General features: G+C 36.1%; 21 protein-coding genes. 18 read left to right on the top strand and 3 right to left on the bottom strand.

The annotated features are described in order from the left end of the window. The first annotated feature begins 174 nt into the window (after positions 1-174). The 3 genes from JI747_RS14280 (at position 175) to JI747_RS14270 (ending at position 3,392) form a co-directional block, all read left to right on the top strand. Positions 175-1,908 carry a tetratricopeptide repeat-containing sensor histidine kinase gene (locus tag JI747_RS14280; protein ID WP_225689575.1) on the top strand — a complete coding sequence of 578 codons (1,734 nt, stop codon included), beginning with the start codon at positions 175-177 and terminating at the stop codon, positions 1,906-1,908. A gap of 42 nt (positions 1,909-1,950) precedes the next feature. After that, complete coding sequence (locus JI747_RS14275; RefSeq protein WP_225689574.1) at positions 1,951-2,685, top strand: LytR/AlgR family response regulator transcription factor; 735 nt, start codon at positions 1,951-1,953, stop codon at positions 2,683-2,685. 167 nt (positions 2,686-2,852) lie between these two features. Continuing rightward, entirely contained in the window at positions 2,853-3,392 is a 540-nt protein-coding gene (locus JI747_RS14270; RefSeq protein ID WP_225689573.1) for a lipocalin family protein, read from the top strand. 126 nt (positions 3,393-3,518) lie between these two features. Here the strand turns inward: JI747_RS14270 and JI747_RS14265 are convergent, their stop codons facing one another. Next, positions 3,519-3,995, bottom strand: coding sequence for a DUF7832 domain-containing protein (locus JI747_RS14265; RefSeq protein ID WP_225689572.1), 477 nt, complete (start codon positions 3,993-3,995; stop codon positions 3,519-3,521). A 114-nt stretch (positions 3,996-4,109) separates the two neighbouring features. Between JI747_RS14265 and JI747_RS14260 the strand changes: the two genes are divergently transcribed. The 15 genes from JI747_RS14260 (at position 4,110) to JI747_RS14190 (ending at position 24,416) form a co-directional block, all read left to right on the top strand. Beyond that, entirely contained in the window at positions 4,110-5,360 is a 1,251-nt protein-coding gene (locus tag JI747_RS14260) for a CinA family nicotinamide mononucleotide deamidase-related protein (protein ID WP_225689571.1), read from the top strand. Positions 5,361-5,445: 85 nt separating this feature from the next. Beyond that, positions 5,446-8,844 carry a polysaccharide deacetylase family protein gene (locus JI747_RS14255; protein WP_225689570.1) on the top strand — a complete coding sequence of 1,133 codons (3,399 nt, stop codon included), beginning with the start codon at positions 5,446-5,448 and terminating at the stop codon, positions 8,842-8,844. 77 nt (positions 8,845-8,921) lie between these two features. Continuing rightward, complete coding sequence (locus JI747_RS14250) at positions 8,922-10,949, top strand: M13 family metallopeptidase (RefSeq protein ID WP_225689569.1); 2,028 nt, start codon at positions 8,922-8,924, stop codon at positions 10,947-10,949. Positions 10,950-11,099: 150 nt separating this feature from the next. After that, positions 11,100-12,665 (top strand): glycosyl hydrolase family 28-related protein, encoded by a 1,566-nt coding sequence (locus JI747_RS14245; RefSeq protein WP_225689568.1) that lies wholly within the window; start codon positions 11,100-11,102, stop codon positions 12,663-12,665. A gap of 151 nt (positions 12,666-12,816) precedes the next feature. Continuing rightward, positions 12,817-14,916 (top strand): M13 family metallopeptidase, encoded by a 2,100-nt coding sequence (locus JI747_RS14240; RefSeq protein WP_225689567.1) that lies wholly within the window; start codon positions 12,817-12,819, stop codon positions 14,914-14,916. 256 nt (positions 14,917-15,172) lie between these two features. After that, positions 15,173-15,619 carry a type VI secretion system contractile sheath small subunit gene (locus JI747_RS14235; RefSeq protein WP_225689566.1) on the top strand — a complete coding sequence of 149 codons (447 nt, stop codon included), beginning with the start codon at positions 15,173-15,175 and terminating at the stop codon, positions 15,617-15,619. 23 nt (positions 15,620-15,642) lie between these two features. Beyond that, positions 15,643-17,004, top strand: coding sequence for a DUF5458 family protein (locus JI747_RS14230; protein WP_225689565.1), 1,362 nt, complete (start codon positions 15,643-15,645; stop codon positions 17,002-17,004). An 82-nt stretch (positions 17,005-17,086) separates the two neighbouring features. After that, entirely contained in the window at positions 17,087-17,533 is a 447-nt protein-coding gene (locus tag JI747_RS14225) for a hypothetical protein (protein ID WP_225689564.1), read from the top strand. A gap of 34 nt (positions 17,534-17,567) precedes the next feature. Further along, positions 17,568-18,602: an A/G-specific adenine glycosylase gene (gene mutY / locus JI747_RS14220; RefSeq protein ID WP_225689563.1), complete on the top strand. Its 1,035-nt coding sequence runs from the start codon at positions 17,568-17,570 to the stop codon at positions 18,600-18,602. A gap of 263 nt (positions 18,603-18,865) precedes the next feature. Further along, complete coding sequence (gene gldD / locus JI747_RS14215; RefSeq protein ID WP_225689562.1) at positions 18,866-19,423, top strand: gliding motility lipoprotein GldD; 558 nt, start codon at positions 18,866-18,868, stop codon at positions 19,421-19,423. A 28-nt stretch (positions 19,424-19,451) separates the two neighbouring features. Beyond that, entirely contained in the window at positions 19,452-20,375 is a 924-nt protein-coding gene (locus tag JI747_RS14210) for a PfkB family carbohydrate kinase (RefSeq protein ID WP_225689561.1), read from the top strand. Positions 20,376-20,462: 87 nt separating this feature from the next. Beyond that, positions 20,463-21,827, top strand: coding sequence for a peptidylprolyl isomerase (locus JI747_RS14205; RefSeq protein ID WP_225689560.1), 1,365 nt, complete (start codon positions 20,463-20,465; stop codon positions 21,825-21,827). Between the two features lie 73 nt (positions 21,828-21,900). Beyond that, entirely contained in the window at positions 21,901-22,398 is a 498-nt protein-coding gene (locus tag JI747_RS14200; RefSeq protein ID WP_225689559.1) for a hypothetical protein, read from the top strand. Between the two features lie 74 nt (positions 22,399-22,472). Continuing rightward, complete coding sequence (locus JI747_RS14195; protein WP_225689558.1) at positions 22,473-23,462, top strand: NAD(P)H-dependent flavin oxidoreductase; 990 nt, start codon at positions 22,473-22,475, stop codon at positions 23,460-23,462. Between the two features lie 135 nt (positions 23,463-23,597). Beyond that, a complete protein-coding gene (locus JI747_RS14190) occupies positions 23,598-24,416 on the top strand; it encodes an alpha/beta fold hydrolase (protein ID WP_225689557.1) in 819 nt (272 codons plus the stop codon). Between the two features lie 154 nt (positions 24,417-24,570). Here the strand turns inward: JI747_RS14190 and JI747_RS14185 are convergent, their stop codons facing one another. Next, complete coding sequence (locus JI747_RS14185) at positions 24,571-25,188, bottom strand: HD domain-containing protein (protein WP_225689556.1); 618 nt, start codon at positions 25,186-25,188, stop codon at positions 24,571-24,573. 31 nt (positions 25,189-25,219) lie between these two features. Further along, positions 25,220-25,519 carry a rhodanese-like domain-containing protein gene (locus tag JI747_RS14180; RefSeq protein WP_225689555.1) on the bottom strand — a complete coding sequence of 100 codons (300 nt, stop codon included), beginning with the start codon at positions 25,517-25,519 and terminating at the stop codon, positions 25,220-25,222. Positions 25,520-25,527: the final 8 nt, after the last annotated feature.

Raw genomic sequence — 25,527 nt, 5'->3', positions numbered from 1 at the left:
TTAAATGATGACACAAACTTAGCTTCATAATCAAAATCAGAAGCTGTACACTTGGTGAATACCTGTTTTCACTTGGTGAATAGTTTTTGGACAAACTATATATATGTATATCTTTGTTTTATGAAAATGTTGCGGCTTTTTATTGCTTTTTTGTTCATGATTTTTGGGAGTAAAATGTATTCCCAAACAATAAATACTGCTCAGGAAGTTCAAAAAGAAAGTAAAAAACTGAAGAAAGCTGTTGATGAAAAAGATGAAAGCGCACAGGCAGATTCTTATTACAGTATCGCCGAAAGTTTTTTCAATGACGGTAATTTTCCGAAAAGTGAAGAATATTATATAAAAGCTAAAAATATTTATGAAAAGCTTAATGACAAACCTAACATTGAAAAAGTAAGCCGAAAATTAGCCCAGTCACAGGAAAAACAGAAGAAAATAACTCCCGCAATAAGCAATTACAGCAGAGCCGCTGAAATGAGCTTTACCGAAAAAAGTAAACAGGTAAACTCAAATGATGCAACAAGGCTTTCAACCAACTCTCAGGAAGAGAAAGCATCGGTGATTCAGAATAATATCCAGATTAGCGAAAAAGAAAAAGACAAAGGAGATTTGGCGGCAAGCTACAGCCAAATGGCAGACGTGAATATTGAGCAGAAAAATATTCCCAAAGCCGAAGAAAACCTGAATAATGCCTACAAAGTTTCAAGACAGGTAGCACCGCAACAGGCGTTGGAAATCAGTCAAAAGCTTACAGACTTTTACGTCGAAAATAAAAACTTTGATAAGGCCATTGAAGCTAAAAAAGAGGTTTTAAAAGAATCTTTTGTAAAAGACAATTCTCAGGAAAAAGTAAACCAGATTCAGGAGCTTGCAGATATTTATCTCAAAAAGAACGATACCGAAGCGGCGATCACTTTATTAAAAAATGCCTACAAACTTTCCCTTGAAAAAGGACATACGTTAGAAGCTCAGAAAAGTGTAAAAAAACTCGATAGTTTATATGCTATTTCTCAAAATATCGATGCATCAGTTCTGTTGTACAGAGATTTTCTGGGAAAACTACCGGAATTGGTTTCTAAAGACAGAAGTCTGATCGATCAGAAAGTACTGGAAGATACAGAAGAAAGAATCTCACAGCTGGAAAAAGAAAAAGAACTGAAAGACGAGCTGATCCGTAAGAAAAACGTTTTCAATTACAGTCTCATTGGTGCTTTACTTGTTATGGTTGGTTTGGTTGTCGTTATTTTTAGAACGCTGAAAAAAGTTCAGATCAAAAACAAGAAAATTGCTTTACAGTCACTCAGACGTGAGATGAATCCGCATTTTATCTTTAATAGTTTAAATTCTGTGAATCATTTTATTGCTACCAACAATGAACTGGAAGCCAATCAGTATTTGACGAAATTTTCAAAGCTTATGCGGGGCGTGATGGAAAACTCTACTGAAGATTTTATTCCGTTTCAGCAGGAGCTGGATCTGCTTCAAAACTATCTTGCGTTAGAAAAAACACGTTTTTCAGATAAATTCGATTATGAAATTGAGGTGGATGAACGTCTGAATACCCAAAGTCTTAAAGTTCCGGGAATGTTGATACAGCCTTTTTTAGAAAATGCGGTTTGGCACGGATTACGGTACAGAGAAAATAAGGGATTTTTAAAGCTAAGTTTCAAAAAAGACAATGAACATTTAAAAATTACCATTGAAGACAATGGAATCGGTATTGAAGAAAGTAAAAAACAAAAAACACAACATCAAAAAAATCGTGAAGGCCGCGGAATGAAAAATACATTGGAAAGAATCACTTTGCTGAATGATCTGTACCGTCAGGAAATTCAATGCAGGATCACCGATAAAAAAGATGAACAGGGAGTTTTTGTAGAAATTACTTATAAATTGATCAATGTATAAGATTAAGACAATACCTGCAACCTATAACCTAAAACCTAATCTATGAAGATAAAATCCATAATTGTTGACGATGAAGCTATTGCAAGAGATGTTTTAAGAAATTATCTCACCAAATACTGTCCACAAGTTGAGATTTTAGGGGAGGCGGAAAACATTAAAGAAGCGGTTCCTTTGATCGCCGAAAAACAACCTCAACTGGTTTTCCTGGATGTGGAAATGCCTTTCGGAAATGCTTTCGATGTATTGGAAGCCACAAAGAATTTTTCTTACGAAACCATTTTCATTACAGCATTTTCCCAATATTCTTTACAGGCTCTGAACAAATCGGCGAGTTATTACATTCTAAAACCGATCGATATTCAGGAATTGATTTTAGCCGTAAACAAAGTGGCAGAAAGTCTGGAAAGTAAAGAAGAACTCAACCGTAATAAAATTCTTCTTGAAAATCTTAAATTAAAACCCGAAAAACAGCAGTTAATTCTTCCGACTCTTCAAGGTTTTGATGTGGTAAAAACTGAAGATATTGTACGGCTTCAGGCAGACGGAAACTTCACACAAGTTTACCTTACAGACGGTTCGAGGAAGATGGTATGCCGATTTTTAAAACATTTTGATGATCTGTTGGAAGCTCCTTTTGTCAGAGTTCACCGGTCGCATATCATCAATACCAGTTTTGTGAAATCTTACCACAAAAGCGGAACGGCAACCCTTTCCGATGAAACAGAGATTGAAGTTTCCGGAAGTTTCAAAGAAAGCTTTCTGAAAGTTTTCTCGTAGAATATTCGTAAATTATAATCTTAGCTAAGTGAAACGCCTTTGCGAACTTAAAAACATTTAGTAGTAAAAAATCTTTGCGTACTTTGCGTTAAAATCAAAAAACATTTAGCAAAAATTTCAGGCATTATTTTTGAACTTTTCATAAGAACCACACAAAGATCTCTATTATGAAAACTTTTCAAAAAATTGCCATTCCGGTATCCATAGGTGTTTTAGGATTTATGATATTCAATTCATGTTCTGTAAAAATTCCTAAAGGTGCCACTGCCGTGAAAAACTTCAATGCAGAAAAATACCTCGGAAAATGGTATGAAATAGCCCGCTTCGATTACAAATTCGAGAAAGATATGGATAATGTAACGGCAACCTATTCCCAAAATTCGGACGGTACGATTCGCGTAGATAATAAAGGCTACAATTACGTTAAAAAACAATGGAAAGAGTCCATTGGGGAAGCGAAATTCGTGAAAGATAAAAATGAGGCACGGTTGAAAGTTTCGTTTTTTAAGCCAATTTGGGCAGGATATAATGTCATTGACATTGATGAAGATTACCAGTATGCTTTGGTTGCAGGAAACAGTTTAAAATACCTCTGGATTCTCTCCAGAACAAAAGAAATTCCCGAAAGTATCCGACAACGTTTTTTAGAAAAAGCAAAAAATATCGGATACAATACAAATGAATTGATTTGGGTAAAGCATAATTAATTATTCATTGTTTTGTCATTCTGACGAAGGAAGAATCTCTGTTATCGGGAAATTTTGAAGTTTCCTTTATATTACAGCGAGATTCTTCAATATGCTTTGCTTCTTTCAGAATGACAAACTCAATGATTAATTCAAGTTTTTATACTCTTTCCATTCCTCAAAACGGTGATCTATCAGCTGTTTCATCAGATCATAGTTTTCGTAGGTATCTTCAATATGGTAAAAAGTTTCGTACTCGTAATCATTTTCTTCTGCTTTTGCATCAAAAAGATTGATGTAGTCATCGGCAAATGAACTGAACCTGTTTCCAAAATCGGTGTCGTCTGCATAATAATCTTTAGCAAAACTGTTTCCCATATCATTCAGGTCATCATCGGAAAATTTTCCGTCTAGAGCATCCATAACGAACTCCGCACCTGTGACTTCTCTTCTTTTTAATTTTTCAATTTCTTCACTGGCATCCTCTTTCAGCTCATCGGAAATGAGATCGTGATGAATGCACCAGTTAAGGAACATTCCTGTATGGGTTGCTCCGTTTTTTTCAGGAAGTCCTTCGGGAAAATCTCCTCCGGAATGCCATGAAGCATCATCATATTTAGACATTATTCTTAATTATAGTTTTAAACAATTTTTGCCAAAAATAGAAAAAATCAGTTTATATTGTCGGTACCGGAGAATTTTCCGTCATTTGTATAAAATATTTTTTCGAAAATACATATGGAAAATGCTGTTCTGATTACTATTGGTGACGAAATCCTTTCCGGAAATACAGTTGATACCAATTCTAACTTCATTGCTACTGAGCTTAAAAATATAGGAATTAAAGTTTCACAGATTTTTACGATTTCAGATGAAATAGAAACCATCAAAAAAACAATTGAATTGGCCTTTGAAACAGGAAATTTAATTATTACAACCGGTGGTTTAGGACCAACAAGAGATGACAAGACCAAAAAAGCGATCGCTGAATTCTTTAATGATGAAATTGCTCTGGACGAAGCCACATTCAATCATCTTAAAAATTATATGGAAAGACGCGGCCGTCTGGAAATTCTGGAGAGAAACCGCGAACAGGCTTTTGTTCCTACAAAATCCACCGTTTTTCAAAATCATTTCGGAACTGCACCTTGTATGATGATGGAGCAGGACGGGAAATTGTTATTCAGTTTGCCGGGAGTGCCTTATGAAGTAAAACCGCTGATTAAAGATCAGATTGTTCCTTTTTTGCAGGAGAAATTTAACCTGAATTATATTTCGACACGAATTGTTTCTGTGGTGGGAATTCCTGAAAGTATTTTGGCAGATACCATAGAACCTTGGGAATTGGCTTTACCGGAAAATCTCTCGTTATCCTATCTTCCGATCGGAACCCGTGTAAAACTGAGATTGACCGGAAGCGGAGATAATGAAGCCGTTTTACAGCAGGAACTGGAAAATGAAATTCAAAAATTGCTACCTTTAATTAAAGACAATGTAATTGCGACTTCAGAAGATAAAATCGAGAAAATTCTTGCAGAAATTCTGACGGAGAGAAAATTAACAATTTCTACGGCTGAAAGCTGTACAGGCGGTGAACTGGCAAAAATGATCACCTCGGTTTCCGGAAGTTCAAAATATTATTTGGGCGGAATGGTCGCTTATGCAACAGAAAAGAAAATTGAGATCTTAAAAGTTAAAAAGGAAACAGTAGATACATTTACAGTCGTAAGTGAGCAGGTTGCCTCGGAAATGGCAGAAGGTTGCCAGCAATTATTCAGAACTGATATTTCACTTTCTACAACAGGTGTTGCAGGACCAGGGAAAGGAGAGGACGGAAAAGATATCGGCACTGTTTTTTACACGATTCGTGTGAATGATAAAGAAATAACTTCAAAATTATATATGCCTCATCTGGAACGGCTTGATTTTATGGATTTTGTTTCCCAGAAAATTATTCAGGATCTGGTGGGTATCCTGATAAATAATTAAAAGCCAGCTAATTTTAATTTTTTTTTAATTAAATTCGAAATAGATTTTCATGCTTTTTGACTTTCATTGAAAAAAAATTAAGATAGTGGAAAACTCAAGACAGATTTTTCAGACAGATAACAAAAAACGCTGGAGAAACGTACAGTGGGGAAGCCGTATTTTCATCTTCATTGCGATATTGCTTTTTCTGGCTTTAGGTCTGATGATGAAACTGGACAGAAGTCCTAAAATACCTTTCAAAGAAGATTATAAGGCTGTAATTACGGCAAGTAAACCTTTTCTTCAGGAAAATAAAATCTCAAAAGAATATAAAGGCTTCAGAAATTTTATTTCTGAAAAAACAATGCATACCAATCTTGCTAAAATTGAGAAAGCAAGAGCGGAAAGATTTAAAAACCAAAACAGAAACTGGGCACAGTTTCCCGGCGGAATACGATCTGCATTCTATGTTGCCTGGGATCCGCAGTCTTTGATGTCTTTAAAAAGAAATATCAAACACATCAATCTGGTTTTTCCAGAATGGTTTTTTCTTGATCCGAAAACGGGTGATCTTAAAACGAATGTGGATCCCGAAGGTTACAAAGTCATTAAAAGAACAGGCGTTGCGGCAATGCCTATTTTAAGTAACAATTTTCAGCAGGAATTCCATTCTGAAGGACTGGGAAAAGTGCTGAATAATCCTCAGCAGAGAACAAAGCTTATCCAAAAGCTGGCTCAGCAGTGTCTTACTTATCATTTTAAGGGAATCAATATCGACTTTGAAGAGATGAACCTGGATTCTGATGAGAACCTGATTGCCTTTATGAAGGAACTTTCCGATACTTTTAAGAAAAATAAACTGCTCGTTACCATGGATGTAATGACGGACAATGATGATTATAATATCCAGAAACTGAATCCGTATGTAGATTATTTTGTATTAATGGCGTATGACGAGTATTCTGCGGACAGCGATGCAGGACCTGTTTCTTCACAAAAATGGGTGGAAGCACAAACCGGAAAATTTTTACAGAAAACCTCTCCAAACAAAATCATATTAGGATTGGGAGCTTACGGATACGACTGGAGTACTAATAAGGAAGACAACAGTTCCGTGACCTATATGCAGGCCATCACAAAAGCGAGTGCCAGTAAAGCAGTCATCAATTTTGATGATAATACATTTAATTTAAACTACTCATATACCGATTCAAAAAACAATACCCATACTGTTTTTTTCAATGATGCGGCTTCTATTTTCAACACGATGCGTTTTTCATCCGAATATCCGTTGGCAGGAACCGCACTTTGGAGACTGGGAAGTGAAGACAGCCGTATCTGGAATTTCTATGATAAAGATCTTACGTTTGCGGGCTTGTCAAAACTGAATTTAAAAATACTGGAAAACGTTAAAGGTCAAACAATGGTAGATTACATCGGAGATGGTGAAGTGCTGGATGTTTTAAATACGCCTCACGACGGTAAAATTGCGGTGGAAATAGATCCGAAAGAAAAGATCATTACCGATGAAAATTACCTGACTTATCCGAGTTCCTATGAAGTGAAAAAATATGGAGAAGCTCCTCAGAAAGAGCTGGTTCTTACTTTTGATGACGGTCCGGATGAGACTTATACGCCGCAGGTTTTAGATATCCTTTCCAAATACCATGTTCCGGCTGCATTCTTTTTGGTAGGATTAAATGCCGAAAAAAACCTTCCTTTAGTTAAAAGAATTTACAGAGAAGGTCATGAAATAGGAAACCATACCTTTACCCACGAAAATGTTGCTAAAGTAAGCCCTGAAAGAGCTTTGCTGGAATTAAAGCTTACAAGACTGCTGATAGAGTGTATTACAGGACACAGTACTATTCTTTTCAGAGCACCTTATAATGCCGACTCAGAACCTACAACTTCCGAGGAAATCGTTCCGGTGGCTTTGGCAAGACAGCAAAACTACCTGGATATTGGTGAAAATATTGATCCGGAAGACTGGCAACCCGGAATAAAAGCAGACGAGATTGTAAAACGTGTATTGGCAGGAGTAAAAGCAGAACGTGGAAATATCATTCTCCTTCATGATGCAGGGGGTGAAACCCGGGAAGAAACGGTAAAAGCATTGAAAATTCTTATCCCGACCTTACAGAAACAAGGCTATCACTTTACCAACCTTGCAACGATTTTACATAAAAATAAAGCAGAATTAATGCCCGCAGTTCCCAAAACAAGAGCGTATTACGTAATGCAGCTTAATTTGGTGTTAGCGACTATTATCTATGGAATCAGTCACTTTTTGGTAGCGCTTTTTACTATTTTTATAGGATTGGGACTGATCAGACTGATTATCATGCTGTATTGGGCGTTTAAAGAAAGACGAAAAGAAAAAAAACTAGGAGAATTTCCGGTATTGGAATCTTATCCGAAAGTTTCCATCATTGTTCCTGCGTATAATGAAGAAGTGAATATTGTTTCTTCCCTGCATAATTTATTAAAACAGACCTACCCGAATTTCAACATTATTTTGGTGGATGACGGAAGTAAAGATTCTACCTACGAAAAAGCAAAAGGAGCATTTTCTGATCATCCGAAACTGAAAATTTTCACCAAAACCAATGGCGGAAAAGCAACAGCTTTAAATTTCGGAATTACTAAGACCGATGCGGAATATGTGGTGTGTATAGATGCAGATACCAAACTGGAACAAAATGCTGTAAAATATTTGATTTCTAGATTTTTAAACTCAAATCCTGAAGAAAAAATCGCCGCTGTTGCCGGAAATGTAAAAGTAGGAAATACAGTAAACTGGTTGACCAAATGGCAATCAATAGAATATACCACCAGTCAGAATTTTGACCGATTGGCATATGCTAATATCAATGCGATCACCGTCATTCCGGGTGCGATTGGAGCCTTTAGAAAATCTGTGATCGATGAGGTGGGAGGATATTCTTCTGATACCTTGGCAGAAGACTGTGATATTACTGTGAAAATTTTGAGAAAAGGATATACTGTTGCCAATGAAAACCGTGCTGTTGCCGTTACAGAAGCTCCTGAAAGCGTAAAGCAGTTTTTAAAACAGCGTTTCAGATGGACCTACGGAATCATGCAGATGTTCTGGAAACAAAGACAGACTTTCCTGAATCCAAAATATAAAGGTCTAGGACTTTGGGCAATGCCGAATATTCTGTTGTTTCAATATATTATTCCGTTTTTCTCACCGCTTGCCGATGTTATTATGTTTTTCGGGATTTTATCCGGAAACGGAAGTAAAATATTCAGTTATTATTTACTGTTTCTTTTGGTAGATGCTTCATTGGCTTTTATTGCTTTTATCATGCAGAGAGAGAAATTGGTGAACTTATTATACATCATACCACAACGTTTTGGGTACCGATGGCTCATGTATATTGTACTATTCAGAAGTCTGAGAAAGGCTCTGAAAGGGGAAATGCAGACCTGGGGATTTTTGAAACGAACCGGAAATGTAAAAGAAATTGCAGCTTCTTAATATTTAATTAAATTTGTTTCCATTAAAAAGTAACGAATTAAAAAAAAGTTACACTTATTGTTAAATTGTAATTAGAAATGAAAAAATTAACACTTTCTTTGGCTTTATTAGCAGGGATTGGTTCACAGACAGTGAACGCTCAGGCTACAGACAAAGGCTTAGACCTTAGCTTGATGGATAAATCAGTTCGTCCACAAGATGATTTTTATAACTATGTGAGCGGAACTTGGATGAAAACTGCCAAAATTCCTTCCGATAAACCAACTTGGGGAAGTTTCAACAAATTGGCTGATGATACAGACAATAATTCGATGACGATTTTGAACTCTCTTTTGAAGGATAAATTTGCAGATGGTACAGAGGGGAAAAAGATTCAGGATTTGTACGCGACATACATGAATATGGCGAAGAGAAATGCTGATGGAATCAAACCTATTCAGGAAAACATCAAGAAAATTGATGCGATCAAAAATCTTGCAGATCTTCAGAACTATCTGATTTCCGTAACAAAAGAAGGTGAAAATACTTTATACGGATGGGGAATTGATGCAGATTTGAAAGACTCTAAAATGAATGCGGTTTATTTGGGTAATCCGTCTCTTGGTTTAGGAAGAGATTATTACCAGAAAGTAAACGAAAAAAATACAGAAGCTATTGCAGAATATACAAAGTATGTAGCTTCTATGCTAAAAGAATTAGGATACAAAAATGCTGATGCTGCTGCAAAAGGGATTGTAGATTACGAAAAAAGTTTGGCAAAAACTTACCTTACCAACGAGCAAAGCCGTGACAATACCCTTCAGTACAACCCAAGAACAATGGCTGAGCTTTCAACATTGGTAAAAGGAGTTGATCTTCCGGCTTACCTTAAAAAAGTGGGAGTAAACACAGATAAAGTAATTATCGGGGAAATCGGTTTCTATAAAGATTTTGATAACTTGATCAATGCTAAAAATCTTCCTGTAATTAAAGATTACCTGAAGTTCCACATGATCCACGGAAGTGCTTCTTACCTGAGCGAAAAATTGGGTGACATGAAATTTGCTTTCTATGGTAAATACCTAAGAGGTCAGCAGGAACAAAGAGCTTTAAACAAGAGAGGGTATGAGCTAATCAACGGAAGTTTAGGAGAAGCTTTTGGAAAATTATACGTTGAAAAATATTTCCCTGCAGAAGCCAAAGCTCAGATGGTTGAGTTGATCGATTACTTAAAGAAAAGTTTTGCCGTTCACATCAACAACTTAGCTTGGATGTCTTCTACAACGAAAGTAAAAGCAATGGAAAAACTGAACAAGTTTACCGTAAAAGTTGCTTATCCTGACAAATGGAAAGACTATTCAAAATTAAATATCGTTTCTGAAGCTAAAGGAGGAAGCTTATACGGTAACCTTCAGAATATAGGAGAATGGCAGTATAACAAAGATTTGGCAAAAATCGGAAAACCAGTAGACAAAACAGAATGGGGAATGACTCCACAGACTGTAAATGCTTACTACAACCCGGTAAACAACGAAATCGTATTCCCTGCTGCAATCCTTCAGCCGCCTTTCTTCAATCCTAAAGCAGATGCTGCTGTTAATTTCGGTGGAATCGGTGCTGTTATCGGTCACGAAATGAGCCACGGATTTGATGATTCAGGAGCACAGTTCGATGCAGACGGAAACTTGGTTGACTGGTGGACTCCGGAAGACAAAGCAAACTTCGAAAAAGCAACAAAAGCACTTGCTGCTCAATATGACAAATATGAGCCGGTAAAAGGAACTTTCGTAAACGGAACTTTCACAAACGGTGAAAACATTGCAGACTTAGGTGGTGTAAACATTGCTTATGATGCATTACAAATGTATCTTAAAGACAAAGGAAACCCTGGATCTATAAGTGGTTATACACAGGATCAAAGATTCTTCCTAAGCTGGGCAACCGTTTGGAGAACCTTATCAAGTGAGAAATACATGATCAACCAGGTAAAAACAGATCCACACTCTCCTGGATATTTCAGAAGTTTCGGTCCGTTACTTAACGTTGATGCATTCTACAAAGCATTCGACGTGAAACAAGGAGATAAATTATATAAAGCTCCTTCAGACAGAATTAAAATCTGGTAATCATCAGATCAATAATATTCAAAACCGTTCAGAAATGAACGGTTTTTTTATTTAATACGACATGTTTTGGCGTTCTCTGAGGATATCTTTGATTTAGAAATAAATCTTGCAAGTGTACTATTTCTTTTTATTAACATCAAATTTAGAATAATGAATACAATTGAAATTAATGATCCTTACATTGGAGAATGGACCACATTTATAGAATCAAATAAAACATATAACGGAAGCAACATCACGGATGCTGATTGTGATGATATCCTTTTTAAAAAAGTAGGAACAATATACTATAGAAGAGTATTGGAAGATAGCAGAGTTGATATCAGATGGTTTGGTGCTTTGCCAGATGGAATTACAGAATGCTCAGATGCAATTCAGCAAGCTATCATTTCAGCAGATAAATATAAACTGTCTGTAACAGCAGGAAAGGGTACCTATGTTATATCTGAAAAAATATATATTCCTCAAAATCATAACTTTGAAATGGCTTCGAAAACTTATGATTTTAACGAATCTACCTTCTTATTAACTACAGACACCACTGTTTTTGAGTCAGGATATTATGATGCTAATGGGAATTTGGTTAGCGCACTAGGAACAGCCCCAGATTATAGATATTCGATAGGTATTAAATTTTGTAATTTTTCCCTGAAGACAAGTTTAAGTAATGTAAATTCTCCGGCATTGGTTATTAAAGATTGGCATCAGGGTTGTGAAATCTTTAATATTTCTTCTGTGAATTTTTCCACATTATTAAAATCAGTAAATAATTATTATACAGTTTTTAATGATCTGCGATCTAGCCATGCAGATGAAACCGGAGTAGGTGAGAGATTTATTTTTTCAGGAGATTTAAATTTAAATGTATTTAAAGCTTTAATAGCAACAAATGCGATGATAGGCTATAAATTTGACGGACCTTTAACAGCGTGCCATTTTGATGCGATTTCCATAGAAGGAGTACAAACAGGAATGCAGTTTAACTCTTATGTCTACAATTGTTCAATTGTCAATTCTTATATTGAAAACTTCAATAGAGCATTAGAATTCAATAGTTACATTTATAATTTTACTTTAGATAATAACTATATAAATTTTTTAGACAGAGATAATATTAGATTTATAAAGTACAATGGGCTCCCTTTAAATAATATTCACCTATTAGCCAATAATTCTTTTGTTAGTATGCCGGGTAATCAGCTGTTCGAAAATACCGAAGATGATTATGGATATGGTATGGAGATAAGTTTCAATACATCTTATCCTCAATCTATTAATAATCTTTCGATGAGTGATTTTGGAGCAAACTTTAATATTAATGCTAAAGCAAGATTTCCTTCTTATCTGGCAAATATTCAAAATGCAAAAGGATTGATTGCTGGAAATTATTCAGGACAGTATACACGTGGGTATGATGGGCCTTCAGGTTTTGAATCTGATTCCACAGTCGCCAATTTAGTTTCTCTTAAAACGATGATAAAGAATACATGGACACAAATAGTTTACATAAACATTCAAGTAGAAACACAAATTGATATAAATTATTACAAAGGCTTTTTTATAGGAAATAGTTTTTATGAGTTTTCTTCCTCAGGTGTATCTGCTTCAACAATTTTAGAGTCTATTGTAAATACAGATGGAACAATTAATATTAAAAGAACAGGATATGAAAACTCAGATATTGTAAAAGTTACAGGTGAAGTACGTTTAATTTAGTTTCTACCTTTTTAATCTGTCTTAGAATGAATAATTTTTTGCTTTTACAAGAGAAATGTTCTGGTTTTGTTTAGCATGTAATGATAAAGCTATTCATTAACAAACTATTCGTATATTTGGTAAGTTTGTGTAAAATCAAAAATTATCTTTAATGAAAAAGCTAAATATTGGGATACTTGCCTTTTCAGGGTTAGTATTTTTAAACTCGTGTGGTACGACAAAAACTGCTGAAACTCAAAAACCAGAAACGATGAAAGAAGTTGCTGTAGAGCCGGTGAAAAAAGAGGAAGTAAAAGAAGAAGGGCTCAATTTGTCTTATATGGACAAATCTGTTCGTCCGCAAGATGATTTTTTTAGCTATGTGAACGGAAATTGGGTGAAAACCACTCAGATTCCTTCAGATAAAGCAAGTTGGGGTTCTTTCAATGCATTGAGAGAAAATGTGGATGATGCTTCTTTGGATATTTTGAACAAAATTTTATCCGAAACATATCCTGCAGGATCAGAAGGTCAGAAAATTCAGAACCTGTATGCATCTTTTATGGATACAAGCAAAAGAAATGCTGAAGGTTTGGCACCTATCAAAGGAGATCTGGCAAAAATTGATGCCATTAAAAACATCAATGATCTTCAGAAATATCTGTTGGAAGCGACAAAACTGGGTGACAACTCTTTCTACGGATGGAGAGTAAGTGCAGATATGAAAAATTCTACCATGAATGCGGTATATCTTGGCGGTCCGGATCTTGGTTTGGGAAGAGATTACTATCAGAAAGTAAACGAAGCCAATACCAAAACTTTGGCAGAATACCAGTCTTATGTTGGAAAGCTGTTCGGTGTTTTAGGATATAAAAATTCAGAGGCTGCTGCTAAAAATGTTGTTGATTTCGAAAAACAACTGGCAAACTACCTATTGACCCTTGAGCAAAACAGAGATGCGAATTTAAGATACAATCCGAAAAATGTATCAGAATTATCTGCTTTGGTGAAAAATGTAAACCTTCCGAAATATTTAAAAGATGCCGGAGTGAATACTGATAAAGTAATTGTTGGCGAATTGAAATATTATCAGAACATGGATTCGTTCCTTACACAAAAGAACCTTCCATTGTTGAAAGACTATCTGAAATATCACCTGATCAATGGAAATGCAAGCAATCTGGATGAAAATCTGGAGCAGATCAGATTCGATTTCTATTCCAAATACCTTCAGGGACAAAAAGAGCAGCGTCCGATGAACAAGAGAGGTCTTTCCCTTGTAAACGGTGTACTTGGAGAAGCTTTCGGAAAACTATACGTTGAAAAATATTTCACGCCTGAAGCCAAGGCTCAGATGGAAACTTATATTGACTATATCTTGAAATCATTCAAACAGCATATCAATGATATGGATTGGATGTCTCCTGATACCAAAGTGAAAGCTCAGGAAAAACTGTCAAAATTCACAGTGAAAATTGCTTATCCGGATAAATGGAAAGACTACACTCAACTGAAAGTAGAATCTCCAAAAGTTGGTGCAACTTTATACTCTAACCTTCAGAATGTTTCCGCTTGGCAATACCAGAAAAGTCTGGACAAAGTAGGAAAACCTGTTGATAAAACAGAATGGGGAATGACGCCGCAGACGGTAAATGCTTATTACAGTGGTTCAAACAACGAAATCGTGTTCCCTGCTGCTATCCTTCAGCCGCCTTTCTACAATCCAAAAGCAGATGCTGCTGTTAACTTCGGTGGAATTGGTGCCGTTATCGGTCACGAAATCTCTCACGGATTTGATGACAGTGGTTCAAGATTCGACGGAGACGGGAACTTAAATAACTGGTGGACGGATGCAGACCGTAAGAATTTTGATGCAAAAGTTGGTCAGTTGGCAGCACAGTACAGCAGCTACGAACCCGTAAAAGGAAGCTTTGTAAACGGGAAATTTACAAGCGGTGAAAATATCGGAGACTTAGGAGGCGTTGCTGTAGCTTACGATGCATTACAAATGTATCTGAAAGACCATGGAAATCCAGGCTTGATCAGTGGATTTACTCAGGATCAGAGGTTCTTTATGAGCTGGGCAACCGTTTGGAGAACCAAAGCTACAGAGCAGTATATGGTGAATCAGGTGAAAACAGACCCGCACTCTCCGGGAATTTTCAGAGCATTCGGTCCTTTGGTGAATCAGGATGCGTTTATCAAAGCTTTTGATATAAAACCGGGAGACAAAATGTATAAAGCTCCTGAAGACAGAATAAAAATTTGGTAATAGAACCAAAAATTGTTAGAAAGAAAAACGCATCAGAAATGATGCGTTTTTTGTTTGTTTTTCATAGCTTAGTGACTTTGTAAAGGTTTTATAATAAGAAGCTTAATAATAGGAATTGTTAATTATTCCAATAAAAATCATAACAAAATTTTGTATGTTACAGTTTTTTTTTAAATTTAAACATTGGATTGGGCATTTGTTTGATTCAGACAAAACCAATTCACACCAAACCAAAAAATCTCAAAATATTAATAATATGGCAATGTTTAATTATGGTGTTGGCGGCAACGAGGTAAAAGTAGACGCTAATGAAGCTATTCAGGAAATACAAGAAAATAAGTCTTTGATAGTAAGCCAGCTTACAACCGATGAATCTTATACTCCCGAAATTGTAACAGGATTAAAAACTGTGGATGATGTCTTCAAACATTTCCAGCCTTCTGTAAGCGTACAGCATTCAACGGAAGATGGCAATGTGGTGGAAGAGGAATTCCGTTTTCAGAATCTTGCGGATTTCACTCCCAAAAATCTTACTCAGAAATCAGATTATTTGCAGCAGCTTAGTATGGAGCAGGAGCAATATAATAAAATCGTTCGTCAGCTGAAGACGAACAAGATTCTGCGTAATATGTTGGAAAACGAGCAGACAAGAGCTGCTTTTGTGGAAGTGTTGAAAGAAGTGGCACAAGAACTTGAAAAATAATTTTAAAGACTTTACATTACATCATGGATAGTAAATTACAGGCAGCTGAAAGCCAACAACAAGGGCAACAGCAACACGCAGGACAACCGAAAGGAAATCCTCTTGCCGAACTTAATAAAATAGGTGGTTTCGGTTTTGTTGAATCTGTTGTGGATGGCATTGCCAACATGAACCCTACCAGAAAAGCTAGGAAAGAAATCTTCCTTAATGATAACAACAAAGGAGACGAAAGAAAAGAACTTCTTCAGAAGATCAACCTTTGGGTAAACCTCTTAGAAGGTAACGAATCTGCAGATAAAATGGCAGATACCTGCAAAAATAAAGCACAGCAGGCAGACCAGAACCTGAAAACCAATCTGAAAAATACATTGGATGCTGTTCGTTTATTAGAAACTAATTACAGAACAGTCGCTCAGTTTTACAAAAATACAGAGCTTGACAAAGTAGATAATGTAAGCATTGTGAATGCAAGCTTAGATCAGGTTTCAGATTTGGATAATCCGCTGTATATCGATGCTATTGCAGAAGAATTTAAGAACTATTATGACCGTTTAGACCTTAGAGATAACTACTCAATTCTGGCAATTCCGGGTTACTTAGGATCAAACAAGGTTATTGAAAAATGGGCGAAAATCTGTAATGAAAACAAAGTAATGATGGTTACAGACTTTGCAAACCTTGACAAACCGGATGATGTGGTAGACTTATTCCATTCTGCGAACCTTACAGGTGGTGAATTGCACAGAAGTAACGTGATTATGACGTGTAACTGGCTTGTGGGCCGTGGAAAAGCAGAAGAAGTAGGAGAAGAAGAAAACGTAGAACTTCCGCCTTCCACTTCATTAGCTGGAAAAATTCATAAAACACTGATGTCTCAGGTTGCTGCGGGTAAAAAGCATGGTAACATCAACGAGGTAGATGCCGTAAAATTCGAATTGAAGAAAAGCGAAATTTCTCAGTTGGAAAAAATGGGATTGGTTCCTATGGTCAATGAATACGGTAAAATCATGGCTTTCTCCGCAAAAACATTATTTACAGGAGACAATATCGGGCTTCAGACCTATTCGGTGGTTCGTGTATTTGATTATGTAACTAAAGTTCTTTTGGATTTCTTAAACAGAAGAGCCTTTGAAAACTGGAATGCAAGAAACGAAGACGATCTTAGAAGACAGATTGTAAGCTTCCTTGATGGGATCAAAGGAGCCGATAAACTGATCGAGAAATTTAAGATTGTTCGTTTCGAACAGGACAAAGTAAACAAAGACAGAGTTTGGCTAGATATTCGTTTGACCCCTTATTTCCCTACAAAAAGTTTTGTGATTAAACTAGACGGACACAAAGGAGATGACGGGAACGAATGGGATGCTGAATACGCTCAGGAATAATATAACAACACTTAATAATCCATGAAAAACCGATGCTGTAAACATCGGTTTTTCTATATCAAACCACCAAAATTAAATCAATATGAAAATGATAAGCTTTTTATCAGTGCTTTTCATGCTGTGTATACTGAGCTGTGAAGAAAAACGCCCGCAAATTGAACATAAGATCGACCTTTTTGCAGATGAAAGACAGGAAGGCAAAGCTTATGTAATGAGCCAACAAGAATGTTTTGATGGCAGTCAGCTTGTGATTTCAACGGCCAAAATTAAACTTACTGACAGTTCTTCCGGCCGTGGAAAATCAATTTTTATTTACAAAGTGGATTCCGGAAATGTATTAAAAACAACCAGAGATTCAGTTATCGCGTTTCCTTTCCAGTTTCTGTCTACTCAAAAATTGACACCGAAAAAAGATACTGCCATCTATGTTTATCTGAAAAAACTGGAAGGCTTTCGGTTTATTGCAGAAGAAAAACATCTTAAATATCAGTGGGTGAAAGGAGCTTCCGTTTTTGAAGTGAAAAAATAAAGTATCTTTGCTCCCATAAAAATGAGACGGATTTTTGGAAAAGAATAACATCGGTTCAGACTTTCAGCATATTGGTAATACGCTTCTTCACTGGTATAAAGAGAACGCAAGAGACTTACCTTTCAGGCAGACAAAAGATCCCTATAAAATTTGGATTTGTGAAATTGTTTTTCAGCAAACCAGAATAAATCAAGGGCTAAACCATTACAATAATTTTATCAAAAGATTTCCCGATGTGAAAACATTGGCGGACGCTGATGAAGATGAGGTATTACTGCATTGGAAAGGATTGGGGTATTATTCAAGAGCCATCAATATTCATAAGGCTGCCAAACAGATCATGACAGACTATAACGGCTCTTTTCCTTCCGACTATGAAGAAATTTTGAAACTGAAAGGAGTAGGAAAATATACTGCTGCTGCCGTTTCAAGCATTTGCTTCGATGGAAAAATGCCTGCCGTTGACGGTAATTTTTATCGTGTGCTAAGCCGTTTCTTTGCCGATGATTTTGATATATCCAATTCAAAAGCTTTCAATTACTTTTCTGAGCTGGCTACTTTGATCATGCCTGAAAAAGTAGGAGATTTCAATCAGGCGATGATGGATTTGGGCTCGGAAATCTGTAAACCTAAAAATCCTCTTTGCGGAGAATGCCCAATAAACCAAAATTGTCTGGCTTTTTCTTTAGAGAAGATTTCTTCGTTTCCTGTAAAAACAAAAAAAGTGAAAGCAGAAAACCTTCAGCTTACCTATTACTTTGTTCACAGAAATGGAAATTTTTTAATTCAGCAAAGAAAAGATGATTTTATCTGGAAAAAATTGTTTGAATTCTTGCCAGAGATTTCCGAAGAACTGAAACCATTTATTAAAGGAGTAAAAAACATCAGCCATAAACTGACCCACAAGAATCTGGAGATCGAAATTTTTGATGTCGAGGTGACTTCACCATCCCTTTGGAAGGCTTTGAAAGAATCAGATCAGTATATAATCTCTGATTTTGAAAACTTCCATGACAGGTCATTTCCTAAACCTTTGGAAAACTATATTCATAGCTTTATTCAAAAATAGATCGTTTTCAATCTTATGATAACCATTAAGGGATTAAGAAATTTAAGGAGTAGAGTAAATATTCTTTTTTACCAGACATCCTTGATGTTTCCCTTAATGAATCTTAATATCTTAATGGTGAAATTATAAAAACAGACAAATCTCTTAGTTGTTTTAAGGTGCTCAAAAAGCTTTTGTATTTGAAATTATATTCAAGTGTAAAAGTCACTGAAATGCTGAAATTTGTCTTTCAAAATCTGAAATCTAATTTGTACTTTTGCAAAATGATTAAAAACATCATTTTTATTTTTATAGCCTTAGTTCTAGTGTCTTGCGGAAAAGACTCTGTTCCCAAACCTTATGGGGAACTTCGTTTGGAGTATCCGGCTCCAAAATATCAGAAGTTTGAGAGCAACTGCGCATACACTTTCGAATATTCGGACTTTGCTAAAATGACAGATGCCAAAAGACCTTGCTGGTACTACCTGAACTATCCTAAAATGAAGGCAAAAGTATTCATTACCTATTTCCCGATCAAGAATGATTTCGTAGATCACCTGAAAGAAGCGGAGAAAATGGTGTATGAGCATACAGTAAAAGCCAGCTCAATAGACACAAAATCATTTGAATATCCGGAGAAAAAAGTCTTTGGTAATTTTTACGAACTGAAAGGGCAGAGTGCTTCCAATCTTCAGTTTTACATTACAGACAGTACAAAACATTTTGTAACGGGATATCTTTACTTTAATACAAGACCCAAACCAGATTCACTGGCTCCGGCGGTCAACTATATCAAAGAAGATATGAAACATTTGCTGGATACATTCGAATGGAAAAATTAAAATTCTTAAAATTTACATTAAAACATATATGAAACTTTTAGTTGTAGGAAGTGTTGCATTTGATGCAATTGAAACACCATTTGGTAAAACAGATAAAATATTAGGAGGTGCAGCCACTTATATCGGAATCACATCGTCTATCTTAGGAGTGAAATCCGGAATCGTTTCTGTAGTAGGAGGAGATTTTCCACAGGAATATCTTGATATGTTTACAGACAGAGATGTAAATATTGAAGGACTTGAAATCGTAAAAGAAGGAAAAACATTCTTCTGGGCAGGGAAATACCACAACGATCTTAATACAAGAGATACTTTAGCTACTGAAGTAAACGTATTGGAAAACTTTGATCCGAAAATTCCTGATTCTATGCAGGATGCAGAGATTTTATTATTAGGAAATCTTCACCCGGGAGTTCAGTTATCTGTTCTTGAAAAAATGAACAAACGTCCGAAATTGGTTATTCTTGATACAATGAATTTCTGGATGGACAGTGCTTGGGATATCTTGATGGATATGATTGCTAAAACTGACGTGATCACCATTAATGATGAAGAAGCAAGACAGCTTTCAGGAGAATATTCTTTGGTAAAAGCGGCTAAGAAAATCCATACAATGGGTCCTAAATATGTAATCATTAAAAAAGGAGAGCACGGTGCTTTACTTTTCCATGACAATAATGTTTTTGCGATTCCTGCGTTACCATTAGAAGAAGTATTCGATCCGACAGGAGCAGGAGATACTTTCGCAGGAGGTTTTGCAGCTTATCTTGCTAAAAAAGACAAAATTGATTTTGAAACCATGAAGTCTGCACTTATCGTAGGATCTGCAATGGCATCATTCACCGTTGAGAAATTCGGAACAGAAAGAATTCAGGAAGTAAACGAAGCGGATATGTTTGGCAGATTGAGACAATTCAAAGAATTGACAACTTTTGATGTTGAACTACAATAAATAAAGCTTTTTAAGAAATATTTATAATAAAAAATTTAGTCTAATTGATTAAGAATTCTAAATTTGCAACTTGTTTAAAATAGTAAAATGACAAATAAACTAAAAATCACTTTTCTTTTTGGGATTTTCGTGCTGATGTTCTCTACAAATGTAAAGGCTCAACTTAAGAAGGGGCAGTTGATAGACGGTATTGCAGCGGTAATTGGAGATGAAATCGTTCTAGAATCTGATGTGGAAGAGCAAATGAATTACGGAAAGCAGCAGGGAGTTTCCAGTGTAGATAAATGTGAGTTTTTGGAAAGCTTGATTAATAATAAACTTTTAGTATATGAAGCTAAAAGAGATACATTGATTGAAAACCGTTCTGCAGCTATAAAAGAAGGAGCAAATGCAAAATACCAGCAGCTACTTTCTCAGTTTCCGGACGAGAAAACAATGTTGGCAGCTTATAAGTTCAGAAATGCTTATGAAATGAAGAATACGATCGAGAAAATAGATGCTGATCAGTATTACGGACAGGCTAAGTACCAAAGAATTACAGACAAAGCTGACGTTACTCCCAATGAAGTAACTGATTTTTACAATATGTACAAAACACAGTTGCCTGAGATTAAAGACGAAGTATCTTTAACGCAGATCATGATGTATCCTAAATTGACGGATGCTCACAAGCAGGAACTGATCAACAGACTTAAAAAAGTAAAACAGGATATTCTTGGAGGAGAAAGCTTCGAAAGCCAGGCCAGAATTTACTCGGAAGACGAAGGTTCTGCAGTGAACGGAGGATTAATCAAGAATATTTACAAAGGTCAGATGGTAAAACCTTTCGAAGCAGCAGCACTGAACCTGCAGGAAGGTGAGATTTCAGACCCTATAGAATCTGAATTTGGTTACCACATTATCCAGCTGATAAAAAAATCAGGGAAAATGTATGATGCAAGACACATCTTATTGATGGCTACTCCTACAGATGCAGAGATCGTGTCGGCTAAAAAGAAGTTGGATAGTATCAGAACCCTGATTATAGACGGAAAGATCAGCTTTAAAGATGCAGCATACAGATATTCTGATGATAAAAAAACTAAATTCAACGGAGGATTAGTACCAGGAGCAGACGGTTCAAGTAAAATTGAAAGAGAAAGTATCCCAGGAACGATTACTTACGAGTTAGCAGGTCTTAAAAAAGGCGATATTACAACGGCTTTTGAAGATGCAGAAAACAAAAGAAAAGTGGTAAAGATCATTAAGATTGAAGATGAGATCCCTTCTCATAAGATCACTTTAGAAACAGATTACGACAGAATAAAACAGTTGGCCCTCAACAAAAAGAGGAATGAAATGGTAGAAAAGTTTGTGAATTCAAAACTGCCGACCACCTTTATTTCAATCGACGGCCGATATGATTCTTGTAGCTTTAAAGGAAACTGGAAAAAAGAATCCCTTAAAAAATAAATAAAAAACCTTCAGAACTTTCTGAAGGTTTTTTTATGTCTGAATATCTTACTTTTGATATAAATAATAAAAGATGAATTACGACTTTTATAAAAGAACATTTGAAGCAATTGTAAAAGATATTCCCCGAAAACAATTTGATGAGACAGGACTGGAAATATCGGTTCATGAGGTGATGGAATCAATTGCTTTAAAAATTTATAAACCCAAATGGTCTGGTGATTTTCAATCTCCGCTAACTTCGAAAAGCAGAATTTTTTTTTCGGTCTGGGTAAATAATAAAACAAATAAAGAAGAAAAACTGTACTACAATATCCACGCTTTAAAACTCCGTTGGCTGAAAGGCTATAAAATTTCAAGCAGGGAGTTTGCTGAAAAATTTAGAAACAGATTTATTGAAAAGCAGAATGATTGGGAAAATGTAAGTATAGATTTCGGCCCGTTAACATTAATGGAAGGTTGGTTGGATCTGAATGCCGAAACCATTCACAACGACATCATTGACCTATCCGGAAAATTTCTAAAAATAAGTCCCCTGATTGATGAAACGTTGGAAACGTTTAAAACCTGAAAGTCCCTTATTTGAAATAATTTTTTCCATATTTTTTATTCATGCAAAACAACTGTTTTTAGTATTTTTACAAGATGAGCAACTTTATAGATTTCAATTCAGCTAAAAAACTTCATGAAATGCAGCAGAGCCAAAATAAAATCACACAACTCTTTACTATTCAGTATCCTATTATTCAGGCAGGAATGATTTGGCATTCCGGTTGGAAATTAGCTTCAGCAGTTTCTAATTGTGGAGGTTTGGGATTGATCGGTGCAGGAAGTATGTATCCCGATATTTTAAGAGAAAACATTCAGAAATGTAAGCAGGCTACAGATAAGCCATTTGGCGTAAATGTACCTATGTTGTATCCGAATTTAGACGAAGTCATTCAGATCATTCTCGAAGAAGGAGTAAAGATTGTCTTTACCTCTGCAGGAAATCCGAAAACCTATACTGAAACCCTTCAGAAAGAAGGTTTGAAAGTGGCTCACGTAGTTTCATCCACCAAATTCGCGATGAAATGTGAAGATGCAGGCGTAGATGCTATCGTTGCCGAAGGCTTCGAAGCAGGAGGTCACAACGGAAGAGATGAGACCACCACGTTCTGCTTAATTCCCAATGTAAGAAAACATATTTCAAAACCATTGATTGCTGCAGGTGGAATTGCTTTAGGCTCTCAGATGAAAGCTGCCATGATTCTTGGTGCAGACGGAGTTCAGATCGGCTCCCGTTTTGCCGCAACAGTGGAAGCAAGTGCTCATGAAAACTGGAAGCAGAAGATCACCCAGCTTCAGGAAGGAGATACCCATTTAACACTGAAAGAACTGGCACCTGTAAGAATGGTGAAAAATAAGTTCTTTAATGAACTCGAAGATATTTATAATGTAGGAAGAAATAAAGAATCTTTGATCGCTTCCTTAGGCCGCGCAAGAGCTAAAAAAGGGATGTTTGAAGGCGATATGGAAGACGGAGAATTGGAAATAGGGCAGGTTTCCGCTTTGATTGATGATATCCTTCCTGTAGATGCCGTTTTCAGAAACCTGTTAAAAGAATTTGAAGAAGCAAATAATCCAAGCTTATAAAAGTAACCTAATAATAAATAATTAAATAACAAAAAAGCATAAAAATTTTAACCATTGAGACCTTTAAGAAGTTTAGAATAGTAAGATTAGCTTACGGTTTAATCTTAACTCTGCCTAAAAATTTAATTCTTCTTAATGGTTAAAATAAAATTTAAAGTTTCTAAATTGATGGAAGGGAAAATAATTGAGGTAAACGGTAAAAAACTTTATATAGAATATAACAATTCATTTGAAAACAGGCCTACCATAGTCTTTCTACACGATTCCTTAGGATCTGCACAGCTTTGGAGAGACTTTCCTGCAAAACTATCCGAAGCTACCCAGTGCAACGTTCTTGTCTATGACCGTTTAGGATATGGGAAATCTTTTCCGATGCCTACTTACGAAAGAGAGAACAATTACATGGAAACAGAAGCTGATGTTCTCAACGATCTGTTGAATGAATTAAATATCAATGATATTATTCTTTTCGGGCACAGTGACGGAGGAACCATTGCTCTGATTACCGCATCAAAATACCCCGAAAAAATAAGAGCCACTATTTGTGAAGCCGGACATATTTTCGTGGAAGACATTACAGTAAAAGGCGTGGAAGAAGCTTTAGAAGCCTATAAAACGACCAATCTTCCAGAGCGCCTGCAAAAATACCACGGCGATAAAGTGGAAATGATCGTAAAAGCCTGGACGGAGATCTGGCTGAGCGAAAAATTCAGAAGCTGGAATATTGAATACCTGCTGAAGAATATCAAAAGCTCGTTACTCTTTATCCAGGGAGAAGCCGATGAATACGGAACACTCGATCAGGTAGAAAAAACCGTTTCCCAGGTAAGCGGAAGTGCGGAAAAATTTATTATTCCCAATATAGGACACACCCCGCACAAAGAAACTCCCGAAGTTGTCCTGAATAAAGCCACCGAATTTATACAACAACAAATAGAAAATAAAGAATTTTAAATTACTTTAAACACTATTGAAATACAGCAAAAGCGGGCTTTAGCCCGCTTAATTTTTATATAAAATTCTCCAACTGTCATTCTGAAAGAAGCAAAGCGTATTGAAGAATCTCCAATAAAGATTCTTCATCCATTTCATCCGGAAAGAAATGTTATCAAGATTTAGTGATCTCAAACGCTATATTTCTCTTCGCCTGTTCCTCATATTTTTCCCTGAAATATTCTGTTTTGAAAACAGGTTCCATGGCTAAAAAATGCTTTAGCACCTTCTTCCTTCCCGGTTTATACAGTAGGTCCGGATATATGGAATATTCCTTTCGAATCTTTTGAGTGTAATCCATATAAATCTCCTGATCCTTTCCGAGAATAGAAAGATCCGCATCCAGCAGATAATTGATGTCCTCATCATCAGAACGTTCATGGGCTTTGGTTGCTAAGATCTGATGATAAACTTGAGAGACATCAGCTGCATCAAGACCCAGCTCCTGAAGCCTTACCCTGGCAAAATCGGCGCTTTTCTCTTCATTAGACTTTGAAGAAGCATCATAGATCACATCATGATAAAAAACGGAGAATGAGATGTTTGAATAATTTGAGATTCTGTCCTTTACCGCATCAAGTTCAGAAAACAGACTTTCCAAATGGGTGAGATTGTGATAATGTCTGCTTTTTTCAGAATATTTTTTTTCGATCTCAGACCATAACTTTTCAATACGCTTCTGATCATGGGTAAAAGGCAAACAGACTGCTGAAAATCTTTCCTTCAAATTCATACCTCTATTTTTTTTAATAAAAAAAGGAACTTTAAAAAGTTCCTTGATTTGCTTCGATCGTTGCTTTCAGGTCTGCCCAACCACCACCATTGTAGCCGTCTTTCAAACCCTGAGAATTTAAATATTCCAATGCCTTTCCGCTTCTGTTTCCGCTTCTGCAGAATAAGATTACCGGCTTTTCTACAGAAAGAATTTCATCCTGTCTGTCTTCCACCTCTCCCAGAGGGATGTTTTTTGCACCGTCTATATTTCCGTCCATTTCCAGTTCCATTGGTTCACGAACGTCGATCAATTCATAATTTCCTGATTTTATTACTTCTGCTAAAGACATAATACTAC

Origin of the sequence: Chryseobacterium tagetis, assembly GCF_016735585.2 — a bacterium.
Classification (GTDB): Bacteria; Bacteroidota; Bacteroidia; order Flavobacteriales; family Weeksellaceae; genus Chryseobacterium; species Chryseobacterium tagetis.
Note: the sequence above shows the minus strand (reverse complement) of the source record. Positions and strands in the feature narration are given on the sequence as shown.